Raw genomic sequence first — 18,538 nt, forward strand, 5'->3', positions numbered from 1 at the left:
GACGCCGCGCGGGTGAGGCCCGCAGAATCGGCCGAACAACTCGTCCCTGGTGTCGAAATGGCCGAGGTGGCAGCAGGGCCCGCAGCCGCGGGAAGCGCGCAGCCCAGAACCTGCCGTCCACCTGGAGCCCGCGCACCCTGGTGGCGATCCCGCGGGCCCTGGCCACCGCCTCCAGGACGGCGAGCCGCTGGCTGCAGGAGCCCTTGCTCAGGGCCAGCGTGACCGACACCGGCTGGAACTCGTCGAGCGCGTAGACCGGGCGCAGGCGGGCGGCGATGAGCCGGTGTGCCGCGATCAGGGCCGTCCGGGGGTCGCTCTCCTGGACCTCCGCCGCCAGCCGTGCCACCTGCGGATGGGCCCAGTCGAGGACAGGTGTGGTCGCGAGTGTCAGCACACCCCCATCCTGTCCTACGATCGCGGGTAGCATGAGGCGCATGGTGCGCGCTCTGGGCGATCTCGAAGCCACGATCATGGACAAGATGTGGTCCTACCACCGCCCCGCCTCGGTGCGAGACGTGCTCGAAGATCTGCGCCGGGAGCGCGAGATCGCCTACACCACCGTCATGACGGTCATGGACAAGCTCCACAAGAAGGGCCTGCTGCGCCGGGAGCCTGTGGGCAAGGCCTACGTGTACGAGACGGTGACCAGCAAGGAGGCCTACACGGCCGGCCTCATGCGGGAGACGCTGGCCAGCAGCGGCAACCAGGCCGCCACGCTCGTCCACTTCCTGGAGCGGCTGACCCCCGAGGAGTCGGCCGCGCTGGAGTCGGCGCTGCGGGTGTACCCGCCGAAGGGCCGCCAGCCGTGACGGACGCCGTCATCCTGGCCGGCTACGCGGTCGCGGTCGCTGTCCTGCTGCCGGCCCGGCTGAGCAGGGCGCGGTGGGCCGAGCGGGCGCCCAGGCTGGCGATCGCGATGTGGCTGGCGGCCTGCGCGTCGGTCGCCGGTTCGGCGCCGCTGGCGCTGCTGGCCGCCACGGTGCCGGCCGACACGATCGGGCACGGCCTGGCCGACCTGTTCGAGCTGTGCACGATGATCCTGGCCGAGGGCCCGGGAGCGGCCGCGTGGGCGGGGCTCGGCGCCGGCGCGCTGGTGGCGGGCCGGCTGGGGGCATGCCTGGGCGGGGTGCTGGCGAGGGCCAGGAGCGAACGCCGTCGCCACGCGGAGAGCCTGGCCCTGCTCGGCCGTCCCGACCGCGAGCTCGGCGCCGTCGTCGTCGACTACGCCGAGCCGCTGGTCTACTGCCTGCCCGGCAGGGCCGCCACCACCGTGATCACCACGGCCGCCCTCAGGTCGCTGAACGGCGAGCAGGTCGCCGCCGTGCTCGCCCACGAGCGGGCGCACGTGCGCGGCAGGCATCACCTCGTGCTGGCCGCCGGGGAGGCGTTCGCGCGGGCCTTCCCGTTCGTGCCGCTGTTCTCCGCGGCCCGCGCGGAGGTGGCCCGCCTGGTCGAGCTGCGCGCGGATGACGTGGCCGCCAGCCGCCACCCCCGGGTGCAGGTCGCCGCCGCGCTGGTGGGCCTGGCCACGGGGCGGGTGCCGGCGTTCGTGATGGGCGCGGGCGGGGAGAGCGCGCTGGCCAGGGTGCGCCGCATGCTGCGGCCGGCCGCGCCGCTGGGCCGCCGCCAGCGGGTGGCGGGGCTGGCCGCCGTCGCGTCGCTGCTGGCGGGTCCCGCGGCGGTGGCCGCGGTTCCTGGGCTGGCCGCGTTCGTCGCCCACCACTGCCACTCGCTTCCCCTGCTGTGAACTACGATCCTTCGTCGTAGCTCGATCTCGACGAAGGATGCGCATGCACGACGTGTTCGCCAGGCTCGACGCTTTCGGCGAGCGGTACCGGCTCGACCACGGCCTTTCTCCCGGCGAGGACTGGATCGACTGCTCGCGGCTGCTCGATCCCGGCTCGCCGGAGCTGACCCGCGTCCTCGATGCCGAACGGCACGCCAGCGGCCAGGTGAGCGACCACGCCACGGCACTGACGGTGATCGCCGTCTACGCGAGCCGCGTCACCCCCGCCGCGCTGCTGGCATGGGCGCTGGAGGGAGTCCTGATCGACATGCGCCCCTCGAACGTGGCCATCCGCCTGTCGGAGCATCACGGGTTCGAGGCGGTCGGGCTGCGGGAGCCGTCCGTCGTCGAGGGCCCGGTGGAGAGGCTGGTCTCCTGGGTGCTGGAGGAGCATCTGCTGCCGCTGGCCGCCGCGCTGCGCGTGCGGACCAGGGCGGGGCTGCGGCAGCTCGAGGGCGGGATCGCATACGGCTGCGCGACGGCCTTCGGCGCCGCGGCGCTGCGCGGCGCCGACGTGGACGCGCTGGAGGCGGCCTACCACCGCTTCCTGTCGGCCGCGGGCGGCAGGCTCGACCGGCTGGGCCGGCTGGTACGACTCGCGGAGGCCGGCCGGGAGGGGCTGTTCTACCTGCGCGACACCTGCTGCCTGTACTACACCTCGGCCGAGAAGGAGCTGTGCGCGAGCTGCTGCCTGGACAGCGAGTCCGACCGGATCGCGCGCTACCGGGCGGCACTCAGGAAGGCCTGAGAGGCGACACTGACGCCAGCGTGAGGCCATATCCCTCTTGTCATGGTGTCATCATGGCGTCATAGTGGTGCCGTGCCAGAGACCTTCGAGACCCCAGACCCGATCACCGCGACGATCTCCACCGGCACCGGCAGCCTGCGGATCGAGGCGAGCGACCGCGCCGACACCGTCGTCACGGTCCGCCCGCGCGACGAGTTCGACGACGCCGACGTGCAAGCCGCCCGGCAGACCACCGTCGAGTTCGTGGGCGGGCGACTGCTGGTGAAGGCGCCCAGGAAGCGGGGGCTGTCGCTGTTCAGCTGCCCCGGTTCGGTCGACGTGCTGATCGAGCTGCCGGCCGGCTCGCGCGTCGAGGCGTCCACGCAGGCCGAGATCCGCGGCAGGGGGCGGCTCGGCGAGTCCTCGTTCACCACCGCCATGGGCGGCATCACGCTCGACGAGACGGGACGGCTCCGGCTGAGCTCGGGCGACGGTGACGTCAGCGTGGCCGGTTCCACCGGCCACGCCGACGTCACCACCGACAACGGCACGATCGACGTGCGGCGCGTCGACGGCACCGCGCTGATCAGGACCGCCAACGGCGACATCAGCCTCGGTGAGGTGCGCGGCGATCTGCGGCTCAAGACCGCCTACGGAGACATCACCATCGACCGCGCGCTGGCGGGTGTCCACGCCAGGACCGCCCACGGCAGCATCCACGTCGAGGAGGCGGTGCGCGGCTCGCTCGACCTCGAGACCGCCCACGGCCAGCTGGAGGTCGGCGTCAAGCAGGGCACGGCCGCCTGGCTCGAGGTGAGCGCGCCGTACGGCACGGTGCGCAACCTGATGACGGCGGCGGCCGGGCCCGAGGAGTCCGACGAGACCCTCGAGGTGCGCGCCCGCACCTACCACGGCGACGTCGTGATCCGCCGCGCCTGAGCCCTCGCGGCCGTCGCCGCCCGGCGCGGGAGCGCCCGGCCGAGATCAGCGGACGGCCGAGATCAGCGAACGGCCGAGGTCAGCGAACGGCCCAGGTCAGCGAACGGCCGACGGGGAGGAGGCGTCGGCGACCAGCAGCCGGGGCGCGCCCGTGCCGTCGGCGGGTACCGCCCACACGTCCCCGCCCTTGGCGTACATCACGGTGGCGCCGTCCAGCCACGCCGCCTGGTCGTCGACGTCGGCCTGCTCGGCGAGCGGGGTCTCGGCCATCGTCGCCAGGTCGAGCGCGTGCAGCCGCCACGCTCCCCCTGGCATGCGCTTCTTGAACACCAGCCGCCCGCCGTCCGGCGACAGGGAGGGGCATTCGGCGTTGGCGCGCAGCACGCGCGCCTCCCACTTGCCGTAGTCGCCCTGCACCAGGTACGTCTTCCCGCGGGTGGAGACGGTGGCGTAGAAGCGGTTGTCGTCGGGCGCGAAGGTGACCCCCCAGTAGTTGACGTCGGCGGAGTGGTAGCGACGCCCGTCCTTGATCAGCGGGATCTGCTCCATGTTGGTGACCGCGTAGCCGGTCCGGTTGTCGAGGATGCCGGTCCAGGTGGAGAAGCCCGAGGTGTTGTAGGAGTCGCCGGTCACGAACACCGTCCAGGAGATCATCCGCCCGCTGGAGGAGACCCTGGCACGGCTCGGGATGCCGGCGATGTGCAGCCGCCTGGTCTCCCTCATCGTCCGGTCGACGACGACGGCGTAGGTCTTGGCCACGTCGGTGACCAGGCAGATGCCCGTCCCCGAGGCGGTGGCGAACCGCTCGCACCGGGTACGGCTGCCGCGCACCAGGCCGGTGCGCCCGTCCCTGACCACGATCTGGCCCGGCCGCGCGAGGTCGAAGGCGGCCGGGCCGCCTTCCGCGGCCACCCTCGCGGCACGCACGGTGTAGAACAGCGCGCCGCCGCCGAGCACGAGCAGCGCCGCGGCGAGGATGAGCGCCTTCCTCATCGGACCACCTTCCAGAGCGCCAGGCATGCCACGACGCCGGCGCCCATCGCGACCAGTCCTGGCACGGGTCCGGCGAGCGTCCACGCCGCGCCGAACAGGATCGAGGAGAGCATGCGGGCGACGGCCTGCCCGGTCTGCAGCACCGCCAGCCCGCTGGTGCGCAGGTGGGCGGGCAGCAGCGGGCCGGCCGCGGCCATCAGCACGCCGTCGGTGGCCGCGTAGAAGAGCCCGAACAGCGCAAGCACCAGCCAGTACGGCGCGCCGGTCGCCAGCAGCGCGTAGACGCCGACCAGCGCGAGGTGGCCGAGCAGGAAGACGGGGACCCGGCCCCACCTGTCGGCCAGCCTGCCCAGCGGCACGGCCAGCAGCAGATAGACGGCGGCCGTGCCGAGCGGAAGCAGTGGGAAATGCTCGGGCGCGATGCCGGTGCCCTTCTGCAGCAGAAGGTAGACGAACGGATCGCTGATGGTGACCAGGCCGAGCGCGGCGGCCGTCAGGCAGATCCGGCGGAACGGCGGCAGCCGCAGCAGCGCGAGCGCGGGGCCCAGGCGCACCCCCTGCCGCGTGGGCAGGGCCGGCGTCTCCCTGACGTACAGGGCCAGCAGCACCACCCCGAGCACGGCGATCGCGAAGCTGACCACGAACACCGCGTCGTAGGCGCCGGTCGCGCCGAGCACCGCGAAGGCGGCCAGCGGTCCGAGGAACGCGCCGACCGTGTCCATCGCCCGGTGCACGCCGAAGGCCTGCCCCTGCGTCTCGGGGGTGGCGCTCAGCGAGATCAGCGCGTCACGGGGCGCCGTCCGCAGGCCCTTGCCCGTCCGGTCGGCCGCGACGACCGCGCCGAGCAGGCCCACCGAGTTCCCGGCGGCGAGCAGGCCGAGCTTGCACGCCGCCGAGAGCCCGTAGCCGATGCCCGCCACCAGCTTGCGCCGCTGCCACCGGTCGGCGGCGTGCCCGGCGGCCAGCCGTACCAGCGCGGTCACGCCGAAGTAGAGGCCGTCCAGCAGGCCGTAGGCCAGCGGGCTGAGCCCCAGCACGAGCACCGCGTAGTACGGCAGGACCGCGGTCACCATCTCGGCGGAGATGTCGGTGACCAGGCTGACCACGCCCAGCGCCAGCACGTTGGCCGGCACCGCCGTGGTCAGCCCGCGGTAGCGGAATCCGGAGATGTACATGCCTCAGTGGCAGGTGTAGGTGGGGCTGGTGTCCTTGACCTGGCCGTCGACGCCGATCAGCTGCGACGAGAAGGTGCTGTCGCCCATCGTCAGCTTCACCACGCCGAACGTCCCCGACAGCCGCTTCTGGCTGTTGGGCTGCACGTTCTCGATGTTGTACGGCGAGGCGCCGCCCATGCCGCCGAGGATCTCGACGATGCCGTTCGGGTCGGCCTGCGCGTTCGGGTTCTGCGGGCCGAACCGCTCGTAGTGGTGGTCGTGACCGTTGAGGACGAGGTCGGCTCCGCGCTCGTAGAGGATCTGCCACACCGGCCTGCTGACCGGGTCGTTGCCGTGCTCGCCGGAGCTGTACAGCGGGTGGTGCCAGTAGGCGGCGACGCACCGCTTGTTCGTGGCGGCCAGGTCGGCCTTCAACCAGGTGATCTGGGCGCTCTGGTCGAAGAGGTTGGAGTCGAGGGCCACGAAGTGCCAGTTGCCGCGGTCGAAGCTGTAGTAGCTCTTGCCGTTGGGGAAGGCGATCGAGCCGAAGTAGGACTTGTAGCCGGCCTCGAAGCCCGCGGGGTCGTAGCTCTCGTGGTTGCCGGGCGACGGGCGGGTCTTGCTCTTGAACGCGCCCCACGTCTTGTCGTAGTAGGCGGTGAAGTCCTGCAGCCGGGCGTCGTCGTACTGGTTGTCGCCCATCGTGATGACGAACTCGGGGTTCATCTGCTTGACCAGGTTGGCCGTCTTCGGGTGCACGCAGGAGCTGGAAGAGGCCGTGCACTGCTCGGCGATGTCACCCGCGGCGGCCACCACGAAGGTCTCGCCGCCGGAGGAACTGCCGACGGTGAGCTTGTCCAGGTTCGGGCCGCCGGTCGAGCCGGTGGCGGTGGCGCGGACGGTGTTGGCGCCCGCCTTGAGCGTGGTGGGCAGCGTGACGTCGGCCCAGGTGGACCAGGCGCCGGTGCCGGGGAAGTCACGCGTGGTGGTGGCGCCGTTGACCGCGATGGCCAGCGGGCGGGCGGCCGTGGTCCCGTTGGCGTAGCGGAAGGTCAGGTTGGCCGGGCCGGCCGTCGCGGCCTGGACCGTCCACTCGACGTAGCCGCCCGGGGCGTTGACGTAGTCGACGAAGCCGGAACCGGTGTAGCCGGCGTGGTTGCTGGCCACGGAGGCCTGCGAGAGCGTGGCGTCCTCCGCCTGGTAGTCGGGGCCGCCCGGGTTGCCGCCCCCGCCGTCGCCGTAGACCTGCATCTCGTAGAGCGAGTAGCCGTAGGAGGTGCCTCTGGCGGTGCCGTACAGGCGCACGAAGCGGCCCGAGCCGGTCACGGTGAGGGTGTCGGTGCCGCCGTCGCCACTTGTGGTGGAGTGGACGGTCGTCCAGGCGACGCCGTCGGCGGAGGTCTGGATCTGGTACGCCTTGGCGTAGGCCGCCTCCCACGTCAGCGTGACGCGGGAGATCGGGGTGACCGCACCGAGGTCGACCTGGATCCATTCCGGGTCGTGGCCCTCGGCGGAGGCCCATCGGGTGGCGGTGAGGTCGCCGTCGAAGGCGGCGGCGGCCCCTAACGAGGCGTCCTCGATCGAGGAGGCGGTGGCCGGCTTGCCCTGAGAGAGCAGGGTTTCGGCCGCCGTGGCCGAGGCCGGTACGGCGAGCAACCCGGCCACCAGGGTGAGGGATAACAGCAGGGCACGCGACATTGACAGCTCCAAGGCATGGGGCTACGACTCACGACGCGCGGCCGGGGCAGAAAGGTAACTGAGCGCGTCACGTCGTCGCCGACGCCGCGCCAAGCCGCTCAGCCGCATCTTGGCAAGCGGTTCGGGAGGGTGTCAATAAAGTTAGGAAAGGTTCCTAACTTCGTCACCGACGCGTCGAGGTCACTTCACCGCGATGCCGTCGAGGTAGGACTCCAGCGCGGCGAGCAGGTCGAACTCCGGCTCCAGCAGCCACTGGATCTGCAGGCCGTCCAGGACGGCGATCAGCAGCGGCCCGCTCGCCTCGGGCACGACCTCGCCGCGCTCCTGCGCCTGCGCGATCGTGGCGGAGAAGAGCTCGCGGCTGGTGCGGTAGCGCTTCTGGAAGAAGTCGTGCGCGGGATGCTCGGGGTCGGTGGCTTCGGCCGACAGCGTCACGAACAGCCGCATGACGCCCTGGGCGGTCATGTTGCGGATCATGAGCTCGCGCATCGCCACGCGGAAGCTGCCGACCTCCGCCCACTTCTCCTCGAACCACGGGATGTCGATGTCGTCCCGCTGCTGCAGCACGGCGGCCAGCAGGTCCTCCTTGGACGGGAAGTAGTGCAGGACGCCCGCCAGGGTGAGTCCGACCTGGGAGGCGACGTCGCGCATCGACGCGCCCCGGTAGCCGCGGACACTGAACAACTCCCTGGCGGCGTCGAGGATCTGCTGCCTGCGGGCGATACCGACGGCGTAGGGCTTCCTGGTGGCCATGCGATCGAGGATAACAAACCTATCGGTTGGTAGCTTTTCCTGTCGCCGCCACCGGGGCCCCGAGCCGCGCCTCCCTCAGCCGCGCAGGCCCGCGAACAGGTCGTCCTCCTGGTCAGGCGCGGCCACCTTGGCGACCTTCCTGACGAACGACTCGGTCGCGAACGCCCGATGCTGGGCCTCCTCCGGCATCTGCAACAGGAAGATGCTGTCACTTTGGCTGGCGTGCGCCCGCAGCGCCTTGACCTTGTTCTCCACGTACGGCGAGACGTCGACCACGGTCGTGATCAGCTCGTCCGGCGTGCCGAAGTCCTCCGGCAGTTCGACCTCCTCCATCTCGATCCCGGAGGCGCGCATCCAGTCGAACATCTCCTGCACCCGGGCCCGCGAGACGGCCGTGTAGTAAAGCTTGTCGGGAATGCCCGTCGACTCCGTCGCCGCCACCGCGATCCTGTGCGCCTGGATGTGGTCGGGGTGACCGTACCCGCCCTTCTCGTCATAGGTGACCACGACCTGCGGCCGGTAGCGCTCCATCAACCCGGCCAGCCGGGCGGCCGCCTCGTCCACCGGCACGTTGCAGAAGGAGTCGGGATGGGCGTTGCCCGCCCAGCCGTCCATGCCCGAGTCGCGGTATCCGAGCAGCTCGACGTGCTCGATGCCGAGGTGGGCGACGGACTCCTTCAGCTCGGCCAGCCTGCGCTCGGCGACCTCGGCGTCGTCGTGACCCGGGTCGCCGGGCTTGACCCCGCCCGGACCGTCACCCTGCTCACCGTTGGTGCACGTGACCAGGACGGTCCTGATGCCCTCGGCGGCGTAACGGGAGAGGATGCCGCCGGTGCCGATCACCTCGTCGTCGGGGTGCGCGTGAACGGCCATCACTGTCAACTGTCGATCCATCTTTGCATTCAACCGCACGTCCCCGACAATTCCGCACCGGGAAGGGCTAGCAGTGAACACCACCGCCGGACCACCCGTGATCCGGATCTGCCGGCGGACCAGCTGGTCGGCTGACTGCGCGCCCGGCCGTCAGACGCTGATCCGCGTGCCGGGAAGATCCGGAGAGTGACCGCCCCGGCCCCGGTTTGAGTCTCCAGTGGGGGGAGACAGCAAGCTGAGGGCATGGACAGCGACACGCTCTGTTCCATCGGAGAACTATCCCGCAGGACCGGCCTGACGGTGAAGACCGTCCGGTTCTACTCCCCGACAAGGGCATCGTCCGGCCGACCGACCGCAAGATCCAGACCCTCCGCTTGCGCCGTGCAGTACTTCGAGCAGTCGCCAGACGCGGCCCCACCACCATGGAGATGGACCTCATGCACCGACTCGCCACCCTTCCCCAGTCCGAGCGACGCCGGCTGGTAGCCGATTTCCTCGACGACGCCTTCAGCGGTCTCCACGCCAACCCCGAGTTCGTGACCCTGATGCGATCCGCCATGCCCGAACTCCCCGACGACCCGACGCCGGATCAGGTCGAGGCCTGGATGGAACTCGCCGAACTCTGCCAGAACGCGGACTTCCGTACCGCGCTGCGCCGCACGGCCGAGGACCAGGCCGAAGAGCCTCCCCGACACGACATCAGCGGCCTGCACGACGGCCTCGACCAGGTGATGCGTGAACGAATCGACGAAGCCGTCTCCGCCGGTATCCTCCAGGCCGCCGCCAGAACCGCACCCCCAACGGTCTCACTGGGCAGCCTCTACGCCGACGCGTTGGAGCGTGCCGACGACGGCGATCTGCGCCGCTGGCTCCTGGCCCGCCTGCGGACAACCGCCCACCCGCACGCCGAGCGCTACTGGAAAACTGCTGGCGACGATCAACGGATGGCCCGCGTCGCCGACACTCGCCCCCCCTTTACAGCTGGTTCACCACCGCTCTCCGCCACCAGCGATGACGTCGAACAACCCGCGCCGCCCCGAGGCCGGGCCCGGTCGCTCCTGACGCGACCGCGGCGGCACGCGGGCGACACAGACGATGTGGATCACGTCGTGGTGAAGATGCGGGCGAGCTGGTGGTCGATCACGGCGACGGCGTCCGCGGCAGACTGCTGTCCCAGCAGAACGCTCGGCTGAATCCCATAGGCGCCCGCCACCAGGAACGCCGCCTCGGCCGCGGCGTCGATCTCCCGGGGGACCTGGCCGGCCTCCTGCCCTTGACCGATCAGTCCGCTCACCAGGTTCTCCACCGCGCGCGGCGCGTCGCGGGCGACCTTGGCCAGAGCAGGGTCGGTCAGGAAGCGGACGAAGTAGGCGGCGTACACCAGGTGCCGGTTGCGCCGTTCCTCATCCAACGGGAGCAGTTCGAGCAGTACTCCCCGCACGATCGTGCGCGTGCCGGGCGCTTCGCCGAGCATCGCGAGGCGCTCGCGGGCCCGTTGCTCGGCGTCGTCGTTGAGGATCTCCAGCGCGCCGAGCAGCAGCTGGTCGCGGGTGCCGAAGTAGTACTGCAGCAGCCGGGCGGAGACCCCGGCCTCCGTGGCGACCTGCCGCAAGGTGACGTCCTCGAGGCCACCGCGGGTGGCCAGACGCCAGACGGCTTCTGCGATCTGGCGGCGGCGCTGGTCGTGGTCCACCTGTCTAGGCATGTCATCCGTCCCTGGCGACTCGTTGTGGTGCGATCGTACCAAGACAGTGTTATGGTTCGATCGCACCATAAAACCGGGCGTGGCCGCGCCCGCTGTCACGGCCCTTCGGGGCGATGGGAGACAAAGCGCACATGAAGCACGTCACCGTGCTGATCATCGGCATGTTGCTGCTGGTCCTGGGAGCACAGGGTGCCATCCGATTGCTGGCCGATCACGACAACGCGGGCCTGCTCGCATGGCTGCCCGGCGGGTTCGCGGTATGGCTGGCGTGTTACACGATGGCCGCCGTCGCCGGGGCACTCCTGGCCGGCTGGGGCAGCAGGCAGGCCAAGCAGAGCGGGCGCGGCGCATGACCGGCCGTACACCGGCGACGGCCGTGGTCCTCGCCCTGCTGGCGAGCCTGTCGATGCTCGTGGCGGGCGGCACCCCCGCCCATGCCGGCGATACCTCAGGCCCGGTCGTCGTGACGGCGTCGGGCAAGCTCCAGGGCACGGACCAGAACGGAGTCCGCCGCTTTCGCGGCATCCCGTACGCCGCTCCGCCCACCGGGGAGCGGCGCTGGCAGCCACCCCAGCCGGCCGACTCCTGGGCCGGCACCCGCGACGCGACGACGGCAGGACCGGCGTGCATACAGCCGGAGGCACCTGACATGCCGAAGGGCACCCCGCGGAGCGAGGACTGTCTGACACTGGAGGTGACCACGCCCGCCCGGCCCGGCAAGGGACGGCCGGTCATGGTTTGGGTTCCCGGCGGCGGCTTCATCACCGGCGCCGGTTCGATCTACGACCCGGCACGGCTGGTCAGGGCCGGAGACGTCGTGGTCGTGACGGTCAACTACCGGCTCGGCGTGTTCGGCTTCTTCGCCCATCCCGAGCTCGGTGACAGCAGTAACTGCGGCCTGCAGGACCAGGTGGCGGCGCTGCGCTGGGTGCGCGCCAACATCGCCGCGTTCGGCGGCGACCGCGGCAAGGTCACGCTGGCCGGATCCTCCGCCGGCGCCATGAGCGCCTGCACCCTGATGACCTCACCGGCCGCCAGGGGCCTGTTCCACCGGGCGATCGTGCAAAGCGGATCGTGCCGTACCAGCCATCCGGCAGGAGCCATGGGCAAGGGCGTCAGCGCGATCTCCTCCTGGCACCCGATCAGCACGATCCAGGCCACCGGCCAGGCCCTGGCCAGCAGCTGTCCTGCGCGGACGTGGCCTGCCTGCGCCACAAGAGAGCCGGCGAGCTGCTGCCGTACACCGCCTGGTTCCCGCTGCTCGCCTACGGCACCGGCATCGTCCCGCGGGAGCCGGCGAAGGTCTTCGCCGCAGGCGAGCAGGCGGCCATACCGCTGTTGCAGGGCAACACCCGCGACGAGCACGTCGAGTTCACCCTGGCCGGCTACCCGCGAGGCATCACCGCCCGCCAGCACCCGGCCATGCTCGAGACCGCGTTCGGACCGGCCGCCACGTGTCGAACGACGCTACCCGGCGCGACGCTTCCCCTCTCCCGCCGCGGCGGCCAGCCGCGTGTTCAGTGACAGCGGCTGGATCTGCCCCTCCTGGAAGTCGGGTCGCGAGCACGCGAGGAAGGCGTCCACCTACGTCTACGTCTTCGCTGACCCGTCGGCACCCACTCCCAGCGGAGCGCCCCTGCCCGCCCACGTCCGGCCCGCCACCGCGCACGGAGCCGAGACCTCCTACCTGTTCGACTTCCCCGACGCCCCGAAGCTCACCGCGGATCAACGGCGCCTGGCGGACCGGCTCGTCGGCTACTGGGCCCGGTTCGTCCGGACCGGCGACCCCAACGGGGCGGGCAGCCCGACGTGGCCTCGTCTCGGTGCCGCCGACGGCGCGCTCAACCTCGCTCCGGAGGCGGTCCGACCGGTCAACGCAAGGATCGCCCACCACTGCGATCTCTGGTTCTGACGGCCAGATCTCTCCGCCACGATGGTCCGCGCGCCGCGCTGGCCATCGTAAACATCACGCCGTGGAGCCCCGTCCAGCGCCTGCGCTGACGCGGCGTCACCAGGCGGGCTTCGTAGGCGGCGATGACAAGTCGGGCGCGGTCTCGGGCATGGCGGCCCGAGCAGCGTCTCCCCCGACGCGACCGCCCGGATCGGGCCGGGGAGCCGGGGGCAGCGGGTGGCCGATCGTTCCCGCTTCGGCCTGGGCCACGACCAGCGGCAAGCCGCCGGTTCAGCCGACGACGGCGGCCGCGGCAACAGGCGCTCCAGCTGCCGGAAACAGGAGTTCCCGCATTCCCCGGAAAAAGTGCGGAGGCGACCGTATCGTTTCATCCCGCTGTGCAGTCGCATCACCACAGAGTGTCATCGCGCGAGCCAGGGGAGGGCCGCATGGTGGGGGCCTCAGGACGTCACGGCCCGCCAGGGCCATATGCGGAGTTGGCGCAGGACAGGAGGTTCCGTCTTCTCAGGACACGGTTTCGCCGGCTGGCCATCGGCATCGTCGCCTCGTTCCTCGGCTGGTATTTCCTCTACATCTCGCTGTCGGTGTTCGCCCGCGACTTCATGGCCTCGCCGGCCATCGGCAACGTCAACGTCGCCCTGGTCCTGGGCGTGCTCCAGTTCGTCTCGACCTTCGTCCTGGCCTGGCGCTACACCCGCTACGCCCGCAAGATGCTCGACCCGCTGTCGGCGCAGCTGCGCCACGAGGCCGAGCTGCGGCAGGCCGAGCAGGAGCGGGCCGCGCAGCTGCTCGCCGAGCGCCGGCGCATCGAGAACTGGACCCCCTCGCCCCGGCACGGAAGGCGGCACCGATGACCGGGACCGCGTTGACGTTCGGCCTGTTCGTCCTGTTCATCGCCGTCACCCTGGTGGTCACCTTCTGGGCCAGGAGCAACACCAGGTCGGCCGAGGACTTCTACGCCGGCGGCAGGGCCTTCTCCGGCGCGCAGAACGGGCTGGCCCTGGCGGGCGACTACATGTCGGCGGCGTCGTTCCTGGGCATCGCGGGCATCATCGCGCTGTCGGGGTATGACGGCTTCCTCTACTCCATCGGCTTCCTGGTCGCGTGGCTGCTGACGCTGCTGCTGGTGGAGCTCATGCGCAACGCCGGCCGGTTCACGATGGCCGACGTGCTGTCCTACCGGGTACGGCGGCAGCCCAAGGTGCGCACCGCCGCGGTGGTCTCCACCGTCACCGTGTCGGTGTTCTACCTGCTGGCGCAGATGGTCGGCGCGGGCGCGCTGGTGTCGCTGCTGCTGGGGGTGTCGACCGACGCCGCCAAGGTGGCGACGATCGTGACCGTCGGCACGATGATGATCTTCTACGTGATGTTCGGCGGGATGAGGGGCACCACATGGGTGCAGATCATCAAGGCCGTGCTGCTGATGGCGGGCACGATCGTGCTGACGGTGCTGGTGCTGGGCCGGTTCGGGTTCAACCTCAGCGAGATGCTCGGCGCCGCCGCGAAGGCCAGCGGCGAGCCCGACTTCCTGCGGCCGGGCGCGAAGTTCGCCCAGGAGGTGGAGGGCGACCCGGTCAGGACGCTGCTGAACAAGCTCGACTTCATCAGCCTGGCCCTGGCACTGGTGCTCGGTACGGCGGGCCTGCCGCACATCGTCACGCGGTTCTTCACCGTGCCGGACGCCCGCACCGCCCGCGCCTCGGTCAACTGGGCGATCGGCCTGGTCGGCGTCTTCTACCTGATGACGCTCGCGCTGGGCTTCGGGGCGACGGCGCTGGTGGGCCAGGAGGCGATCCTGGCGCAGGACCCGTCGGGCAACACCGCCGCGCTGCAGCTGGCGCAGGTGCTCGGCGAGTTCGTCGGCGGCCCCATGGGTGGTGACCTGCTGCTGGCCTTCATCGGCGCCGTGGCTTTCGCGACGATCCTGGCGGTGGTGTCCGGGCTGGTGATGGCCTCCTCCACCTCGCTGGCCCACGACTACTTCGGCCACGTGCTGATGTTCGGACGGCCGCGCGAGTCGCAGGAGGTCGGGGTGGCCCGCTTCTCGGCCCTGGTGATCGGGCTGCTGGCGATCGGGCTCGCGGTGATCGCCCGCCAGCAGAACGTCGCGTTCCTGGTGGCCCTGGCGTTCGCGATGGCCGCCTCCGCCAACCTGCCGGCGATCGTGCTGTCGCTGTTCTGGAAGCGGTTCAATTCCACGGGCGTGGTGGCCGGGGTGTACGGCGGGCTGTCGGGGTCGGTGCTGCTGGTGGTCTTCTCCCCCGTCGTGTCGGGCAAGATCGACCCGGTCACGGGGGCCGGCCTGTCGCTGCTGCCCAAGGGCATCGACTTCGCCGTCTTCCCCATGGAGAACCCCGGCCTGGTGTCGATCCCCTTCGGCTTCCTGTGCGCTGTCGCCGGGGCGCTGCTCAGCAAGGAGAAGGCCGATCCCGACCGGTTCGACGAGCTGTCGGTCCGGTCGTTGACCGGAACGGGCGCCCATCGGGCCGCCACGCGCGGGACACGCCGCCAGTACTAGCCGCCTCGCCCGCCACGTTTTAGGTTCCCCTTGAGCGCTTACGATCAAGGGGGACCGTATGGCGGAACTGCCTGAGCACCTGCACCGGGCGTTCTTCCGGGCGATGTCCCTGCTCTCGCCCCGAGGGCAGGGCGTGTTCCTGCGCCGCTACTTCGACTGGTGGCATCGAACGCCCGACCCCTGGAAGCTCGGCACCGACGCCTACGAGCGGCGCAAGTACGACACGACGCTCGGCGAGGTGCCGCGCCTGCCGTACCGGAGGATTCTGGAGGTGGGGTGCGCCGAAGGGGTGTTCACCGACACGCTGGTGCGGCGCTTCCCCGAGGCGCGGGTGACGGGGATCGACATCTCGGCGCGGGCGCTGCACAGGGCCAGGCAGCGCGCGGCGCGGGCCCGCTTCGTGCACGCCGACCTCCTCAGCCATGGTCTCGAGGAGGAGTTCGACCTGGTGTTCTGCGCGGAGACGCTCTACTACATCGGCAGGGCCGACCGGCTGCGCAGAGCGTCGCGGCGGTTGACGGGGTTGCTCGCGGACGGCGGGGTGCTGGTCCTGGTGCATCCGTGGCCCGAGGCGAGGAGCCTGCACAGGTTCGCGGACGAGGACCCGGCCGTCTGGCTGATCGCCAGGCGGGTCGACACGGAGACCCACCGGCCTTTCGCGGTGGCGGTCTATCGGAAGCCTGACCAGGCAGCCGGAGAGGTGACCGCCTCACGTGAGGGCGACCGGCTGCCGGAGTGACCGTTGCTCGACCCGTGGTGGCCCACCCGAGGCTCAGCGGCCGCCGGTGAACGGCGCCTCGCCCGGCTTCAGCGCGCGGAAGCGCAGGGCCGACCAGGTCTCGTCGATGGCGACCTGGCCGTTGGGGCGCAGGCCGTACTCGCCGGCGATCGGCCACAGGGTGTCGCGGTTGATGTCGGACTTGTTGGCCTTCGGGTAGGCGATCCAGACGGTGGCCGGCTTGGTGATGTCCTCGGCGTGCTTGCCGAGCACGTCGTGGACGGTGGCCGCGTCGTCGCCGAACACCAGCGCCACCCCCGCGTCCGCCGGGCTCGGGGTGCTCGTCACGCCGTCGGGCAGCGGGCCGACCAGGGCGAGACGGTCGGGGTCCGAGACCCACAGGGAGGTGCCCGGCTTGAGGAGCAGCTTCGCGGCGGTGGTCTTGGTGGTGGTCACTTCGTCTCCGTGGAGTAGGTGAGGGACAGGACGCCGGTCGTGAAGGTGGTGGAGGAGGTCAGGGCGAGCGGGATCTGGCCGGAGCCGTCGAACAGCCGCTGGCCCGAGCCGACGACGATCGGGTGCACCATCAGGTTGAGCTCGTCGAGCAGGCCGTGCTCCAGCAGGGAGCGGACGAGGGTGGGGCTGCCGCTCATCGCGATGGTGCCGCCCGGCTCCCGCTTCAGCTCGGTCAGCCGCTCGACGAAGGAGTCGCCGGGGATGAGCGTGGAGTTGTTCCAGTCGGCCGAGTCGAGGGTGGTGGAGACCACGTACTTCCGCACGCCGTTGATGAAGTCGGCGAACGGCTCGCCCTCGCCGGCCTTGGTCGGCCAGTAGGCGGCCCATTCCTGGTAGTTGACGCGGCCCACGAGCAGCGCGTCGGACTCGGACATCTGCGCGCCGATGGCGGCGCCCATCTCGTCGTTGAAGTAGGGGAAGTGCCACTTGTCGGGGGACTCGACGACGCCGTCGAGCGAGATGAAGAACGAAGCGACGATCTTGCGCATGTCTTGCTCCCTTGTTCCGGTGTGCTGTCAGCCTCTCACCGACAAATTTTTTTGTCAAGGCGGCCATCGGCTCGCCCGGCTGGACGCCCGGGCAGAGGAGCAAGACGGTGGCGGTACCGGTCGAGCGCCTGTACGAGGCGTTCGTCGGCCAGGGCTGGCTGTCCGGAAATTTCGTGATCCGTACGGCTAACGCGCCGAAGTCGCTGCGCGCCGACTGGGAGGACGGATCCACCAGGCTGGTGGTCGGCTTCACCGGCAAAGGAGAGGGCAAGTCCATGGTCGGCGTGGTGCACGAGAAGCTGCCCGACGCCGAGACGGCGGCTCGGATGAAGGCCTTCTGGCGCGAGCAGCTCGCGACGCTGGCCGCCTCGCTCACCGGGTGACCCACCGGGGCGAGCAAAGGGCCCGCAGACGCCGGACCGGACGAGCGCCCAGAACAGCGGGCCAACCAGACGAACAGCCAGGTCAGCGGCCTGCCGGGTGAGCGGCAGATCGGCGAGGCCTGCCGGGTGACCCGCAGGTCGGCAGGGCATGCCAGGTGACCCGCAGGTCGGGGGGCCTGCCGGGCGAGCGGCAGGGCAGGCCGATCACGCGGGCGGGCGTCGCCTCAGCGCTTGACCGACCGCAGGACGACGAACTTGGGATCGCTGGCCACGACCTCACAGTTGCCGAACAGCCGGCGCAGCTTCACGTGGTAGCCGAGGTGCCGGTTGCCGATCACCCACAGCTCGCCGCCGCGGCGCAGCGCCGTACGGGATCCGGTGAACATCCGCCAGGCGGTGCCGTCGGTGGTCGCACGGTGGCTGTGGAAGGGCGGATTGGTGAGCACGAGGTCGGCCGAGCCTGCCTCGGCCCCCGTGAGGGCGTCGGAGACAACGAAGCGGGCGGGCGAGGAGGCGTTGGCGGCGAAGGTCGCCTCCGCGGAGGCGACCGCCTGGTACGACTCGTCGACGAACAGCACCTCGGCCGCCGGGTTGCGCAGCGCCATGGCCAGGCCGACCACGCCGTTGCCGCAGCCGAGGTCGACGATCCGTTCCGGCCCCCGGCTCTCCGGCAGGTTGCGCAGGAAGAACCTGGTGCCGATGTCGAGGCGGTCGGCGCAGAAGATGCCCGCGTGGTTGGTGACCGTGCGCCGCGAGAGATCGCCGACGTCGTCGGGGAGGGCGTAGCTCAGCGGCCACGGGCTCGGGGGCCTGGGCAGCGCGGGGTCTGGCGTGCAGAAGATGAGTCTGGCCTTCCGCTCGGCCAGCGAGGTCCTGGTGGGGCCGAGGAGGCGCTCGAAGGTCTTCAGCGTGGAGGTGTGGATCTCGGTGACCATGCCGGCGCCGACGACGACGGTGTCCGCGTGGACGGAGGGGGCCAGGCGGTGCAACTGGTCCTCCAGGAGCGCGAGACTCTTGGGCACGCGGACCAGCAGCACGTCGATCCGGCTGGGCGGGGTGTCCCTGGTGGACAGCAGGCGTACCTGGTCGGGGTCGACGCCGTTGCGCCCCAGGTTGGCCCTGGTGGCTTCCTGGGTGAGGTAGGAGTCGGTGATCTGGGTGGGCCGGTGGGCGGCCAGCGCCGTGGTGAGCGCGCCCCACCTGTCGCCGACCACGACCAGGCTGCCGTGGACGTCGCCGCCGAGGTGCCGCAGCAGGTACTCGTCGGCGGCGTCCCAGGCGCGCAGCTGGTCGCGCGGGTTGTCCGGGTAGCGGGTCAGGTGAAGCTCGTTCATCGCGCCCCCAGGGTAGCCGAGACGTCGGCACATGATTCGCC

The 18,538-nt window shown here is 71.0% G+C and carries 21 protein-coding genes and 1 pseudogene; 13 read left to right on the forward strand and 9 right to left on the reverse strand.

What is annotated here, in order from left to right:
• Positions 1 to 434 precede the first annotated feature (434 nt).
• From ACWDLG_RS34295 to ACWDLG_RS34310, 4 genes are all read left to right on the forward strand, one after another.
• A complete protein-coding gene (locus tag ACWDLG_RS34295) occupies positions 435 to 809 on the forward strand; it encodes a BlaI/MecI/CopY family transcriptional regulator (RefSeq protein WP_354912735.1) in 375 nt (124 codons plus the stop codon).
• Positions 806 to 1,747 carry a M56 family metallopeptidase gene (locus ACWDLG_RS34300; protein ID WP_449928159.1) on the forward strand — a complete coding sequence of 314 codons (942 nt, stop codon included), beginning with the start codon at positions 806 to 808 and terminating at the stop codon, positions 1,745 to 1,747. Before ACWDLG_RS34295 ends, ACWDLG_RS34300 begins: the two co-directional genes overlap by 4 nt.
• Positions 1,748 to 1,790: 43 nt before the next feature.
• Positions 1,791 to 2,534: a (2Fe-2S)-binding protein gene (locus ACWDLG_RS34305; protein WP_449928161.1), complete on the forward strand. Its 744-nt coding sequence runs from the start codon at positions 1,791 to 1,793 to the stop codon at positions 2,532 to 2,534.
• Between the two features lie 72 nt (positions 2,535 to 2,606).
• Complete coding sequence (locus ACWDLG_RS34310) at positions 2,607 to 3,452, forward strand: DUF4097 family beta strand repeat-containing protein (protein WP_449928163.1); 846 nt, start codon at positions 2,607 to 2,609, stop codon at positions 3,450 to 3,452.
• Between the two features lie 96 nt (positions 3,453 to 3,548).
• Here the strand turns inward: ACWDLG_RS34310 and ACWDLG_RS34315 are convergent, their stop codons facing one another.
• From ACWDLG_RS34315 to ACWDLG_RS34335, 5 genes are all read right to left on the reverse strand, one after another.
• Positions 3,549 to 4,445, reverse strand: a complete 897-nt coding sequence (locus tag ACWDLG_RS34315; protein ID WP_449928165.1) for a TolB family protein — start codon at positions 4,443 to 4,445, stop codon at positions 3,549 to 3,551.
• Positions 4,442 to 5,620, reverse strand: coding sequence for an MFS transporter (locus ACWDLG_RS34320; RefSeq protein WP_449928167.1), 1,179 nt, complete (start codon positions 5,618 to 5,620; stop codon positions 4,442 to 4,444). The genes ACWDLG_RS34315 and ACWDLG_RS34320 overlap by 4 nt, the downstream gene beginning before the upstream one ends.
• Positions 5,621 to 5,623: 3 nt before the next feature.
• Positions 5,624 to 7,297 (reverse strand): discoidin domain-containing protein, encoded by a 1,674-nt coding sequence (locus ACWDLG_RS34325; protein ID WP_354912744.1) that lies wholly within the window; start codon positions 7,295 to 7,297, stop codon positions 5,624 to 5,626.
• Positions 7,298 to 7,477: 180 nt separating this feature from the next.
• A complete protein-coding gene (locus tag ACWDLG_RS34330; RefSeq protein ID WP_449928170.1) occupies positions 7,478 to 8,050 on the reverse strand; it encodes a TetR/AcrR family transcriptional regulator in 573 nt (190 codons plus the stop codon).
• 75 nt (positions 8,051 to 8,125) lie between these two features.
• Positions 8,126 to 8,944, reverse strand: coding sequence for a PIG-L family deacetylase (locus ACWDLG_RS34335; protein ID WP_354912747.1), 819 nt, complete (start codon positions 8,942 to 8,944; stop codon positions 8,126 to 8,128).
• Between the two features lie 407 nt (positions 8,945 to 9,351).
• Between ACWDLG_RS34335 and ACWDLG_RS34340 the strand changes: the two genes are divergently transcribed.
• A complete protein-coding gene (locus ACWDLG_RS34340; protein WP_449928172.1) occupies positions 9,352 to 10,116 on the forward strand; it encodes a hypothetical protein in 765 nt (254 codons plus the stop codon).
• On the opposite strand, the gene ACWDLG_RS34345 is transcribed toward ACWDLG_RS34340, so the two are convergent.
• Complete coding sequence (locus tag ACWDLG_RS34345) at positions 10,026 to 10,628, reverse strand: TetR/AcrR family transcriptional regulator (protein ID WP_449928174.1); 603 nt, start codon at positions 10,626 to 10,628, stop codon at positions 10,026 to 10,028. The two genes, ACWDLG_RS34340 and ACWDLG_RS34345, sit on opposite strands and share 91 nt — an antisense overlap.
• 131 nt (positions 10,629 to 10,759) lie before the next feature.
• On the opposite strand from ACWDLG_RS34345, the gene ACWDLG_RS34350 reads away from it, so the two are divergent.
• The 7 genes and pseudogenes from ACWDLG_RS34350 (at position 10,760) to ACWDLG_RS34380 (ending at position 15,797) form a co-directional block, all read left to right on the forward strand.
• Positions 10,760 to 10,981 (forward strand): hypothetical protein, encoded by a 222-nt coding sequence (locus tag ACWDLG_RS34350; RefSeq protein ID WP_449928176.1) that lies wholly within the window; start codon positions 10,760 to 10,762, stop codon positions 10,979 to 10,981.
• A 53-nt stretch (positions 10,982 to 11,034) separates the two neighbouring features.
• A pseudogene (locus ACWDLG_RS34355) lies at positions 11,035 to 11,652 on the forward strand (carboxylesterase family protein); the annotation flags it as partial.
• 173 nt (positions 11,653 to 11,825) lie between these two features.
• A complete protein-coding gene (locus ACWDLG_RS34360; protein ID WP_449928302.1) occupies positions 11,826 to 12,152 on the forward strand; it encodes a hypothetical protein in 327 nt (108 codons plus the stop codon).
• Positions 12,142 to 12,540: a carboxylesterase family protein gene (locus ACWDLG_RS34365; RefSeq protein ID WP_449928294.1), complete on the forward strand. Its 399-nt coding sequence runs from the start codon at positions 12,142 to 12,144 to the stop codon at positions 12,538 to 12,540. Before ACWDLG_RS34360 ends, ACWDLG_RS34365 begins: the two co-directional genes overlap by 11 nt.
• A 476-nt stretch (positions 12,541 to 13,016) precedes the next feature.
• Positions 13,017 to 13,394 (forward strand): DUF485 domain-containing protein, encoded by a 378-nt coding sequence (locus ACWDLG_RS34370; RefSeq protein WP_354912749.1) that lies wholly within the window; start codon positions 13,017 to 13,019, stop codon positions 13,392 to 13,394.
• A complete protein-coding gene (locus tag ACWDLG_RS34375; RefSeq protein WP_449928178.1) occupies positions 13,391 to 15,058 on the forward strand; it encodes a solute symporter family protein in 1,668 nt (555 codons plus the stop codon). Before ACWDLG_RS34370 ends, ACWDLG_RS34375 begins: the two co-directional genes overlap by 4 nt.
• A gap of 58 nt (positions 15,059 to 15,116) precedes the next feature.
• A complete protein-coding gene (locus ACWDLG_RS34380; RefSeq protein WP_449928180.1) occupies positions 15,117 to 15,797 on the forward strand; it encodes a class I SAM-dependent methyltransferase in 681 nt (226 codons plus the stop codon).
• A gap of 33 nt (positions 15,798 to 15,830) precedes the next feature.
• Here ACWDLG_RS34380 and ACWDLG_RS34385 read toward each other — a convergent pair whose 3' ends face one another.
• Together ACWDLG_RS34385 and ACWDLG_RS34390 are read right to left on the reverse strand one after the other, a co-directional pair.
• The gene (locus tag ACWDLG_RS34385; protein ID WP_354912755.1) at positions 15,831 to 16,232 is read right to left on the reverse strand and encodes a hypothetical protein; all 402 of its coding nucleotides are present in this window, start codon (positions 16,230 to 16,232) and stop codon (positions 15,831 to 15,833) included.
• Positions 16,229 to 16,780 carry a dihydrofolate reductase family protein gene (locus tag ACWDLG_RS34390; protein WP_449928183.1) on the reverse strand — a complete coding sequence of 184 codons (552 nt, stop codon included), beginning with the start codon at positions 16,778 to 16,780 and terminating at the stop codon, positions 16,229 to 16,231. The genes ACWDLG_RS34385 and ACWDLG_RS34390 overlap by 4 nt, the downstream gene beginning before the upstream one ends.
• Before the next feature lie 107 nt (positions 16,781 to 16,887).
• On the opposite strand from ACWDLG_RS34390, the gene ACWDLG_RS34395 reads away from it, so the two are divergent.
• Positions 16,888 to 17,163 carry a hypothetical protein gene (locus tag ACWDLG_RS34395; RefSeq protein WP_449928185.1) on the forward strand — a complete coding sequence of 92 codons (276 nt, stop codon included), beginning with the start codon at positions 16,888 to 16,890 and terminating at the stop codon, positions 17,161 to 17,163.
• A gap of 224 nt (positions 17,164 to 17,387) precedes the next feature.
• On the opposite strand, the gene ACWDLG_RS34400 is transcribed toward ACWDLG_RS34395, so the two are convergent.
• On the reverse strand, positions 17,388 to 18,497 hold the full coding sequence (locus ACWDLG_RS34400) for a methyltransferase (protein ID WP_449928187.1): 1,110 nt from the start codon (positions 18,495 to 18,497) through the stop codon (positions 17,388 to 17,390).
• Positions 18,498 to 18,538 lie beyond the last annotated feature (41 nt).

This window comes from Nonomuraea sp. NPDC003727 (genome assembly GCF_053586935.1).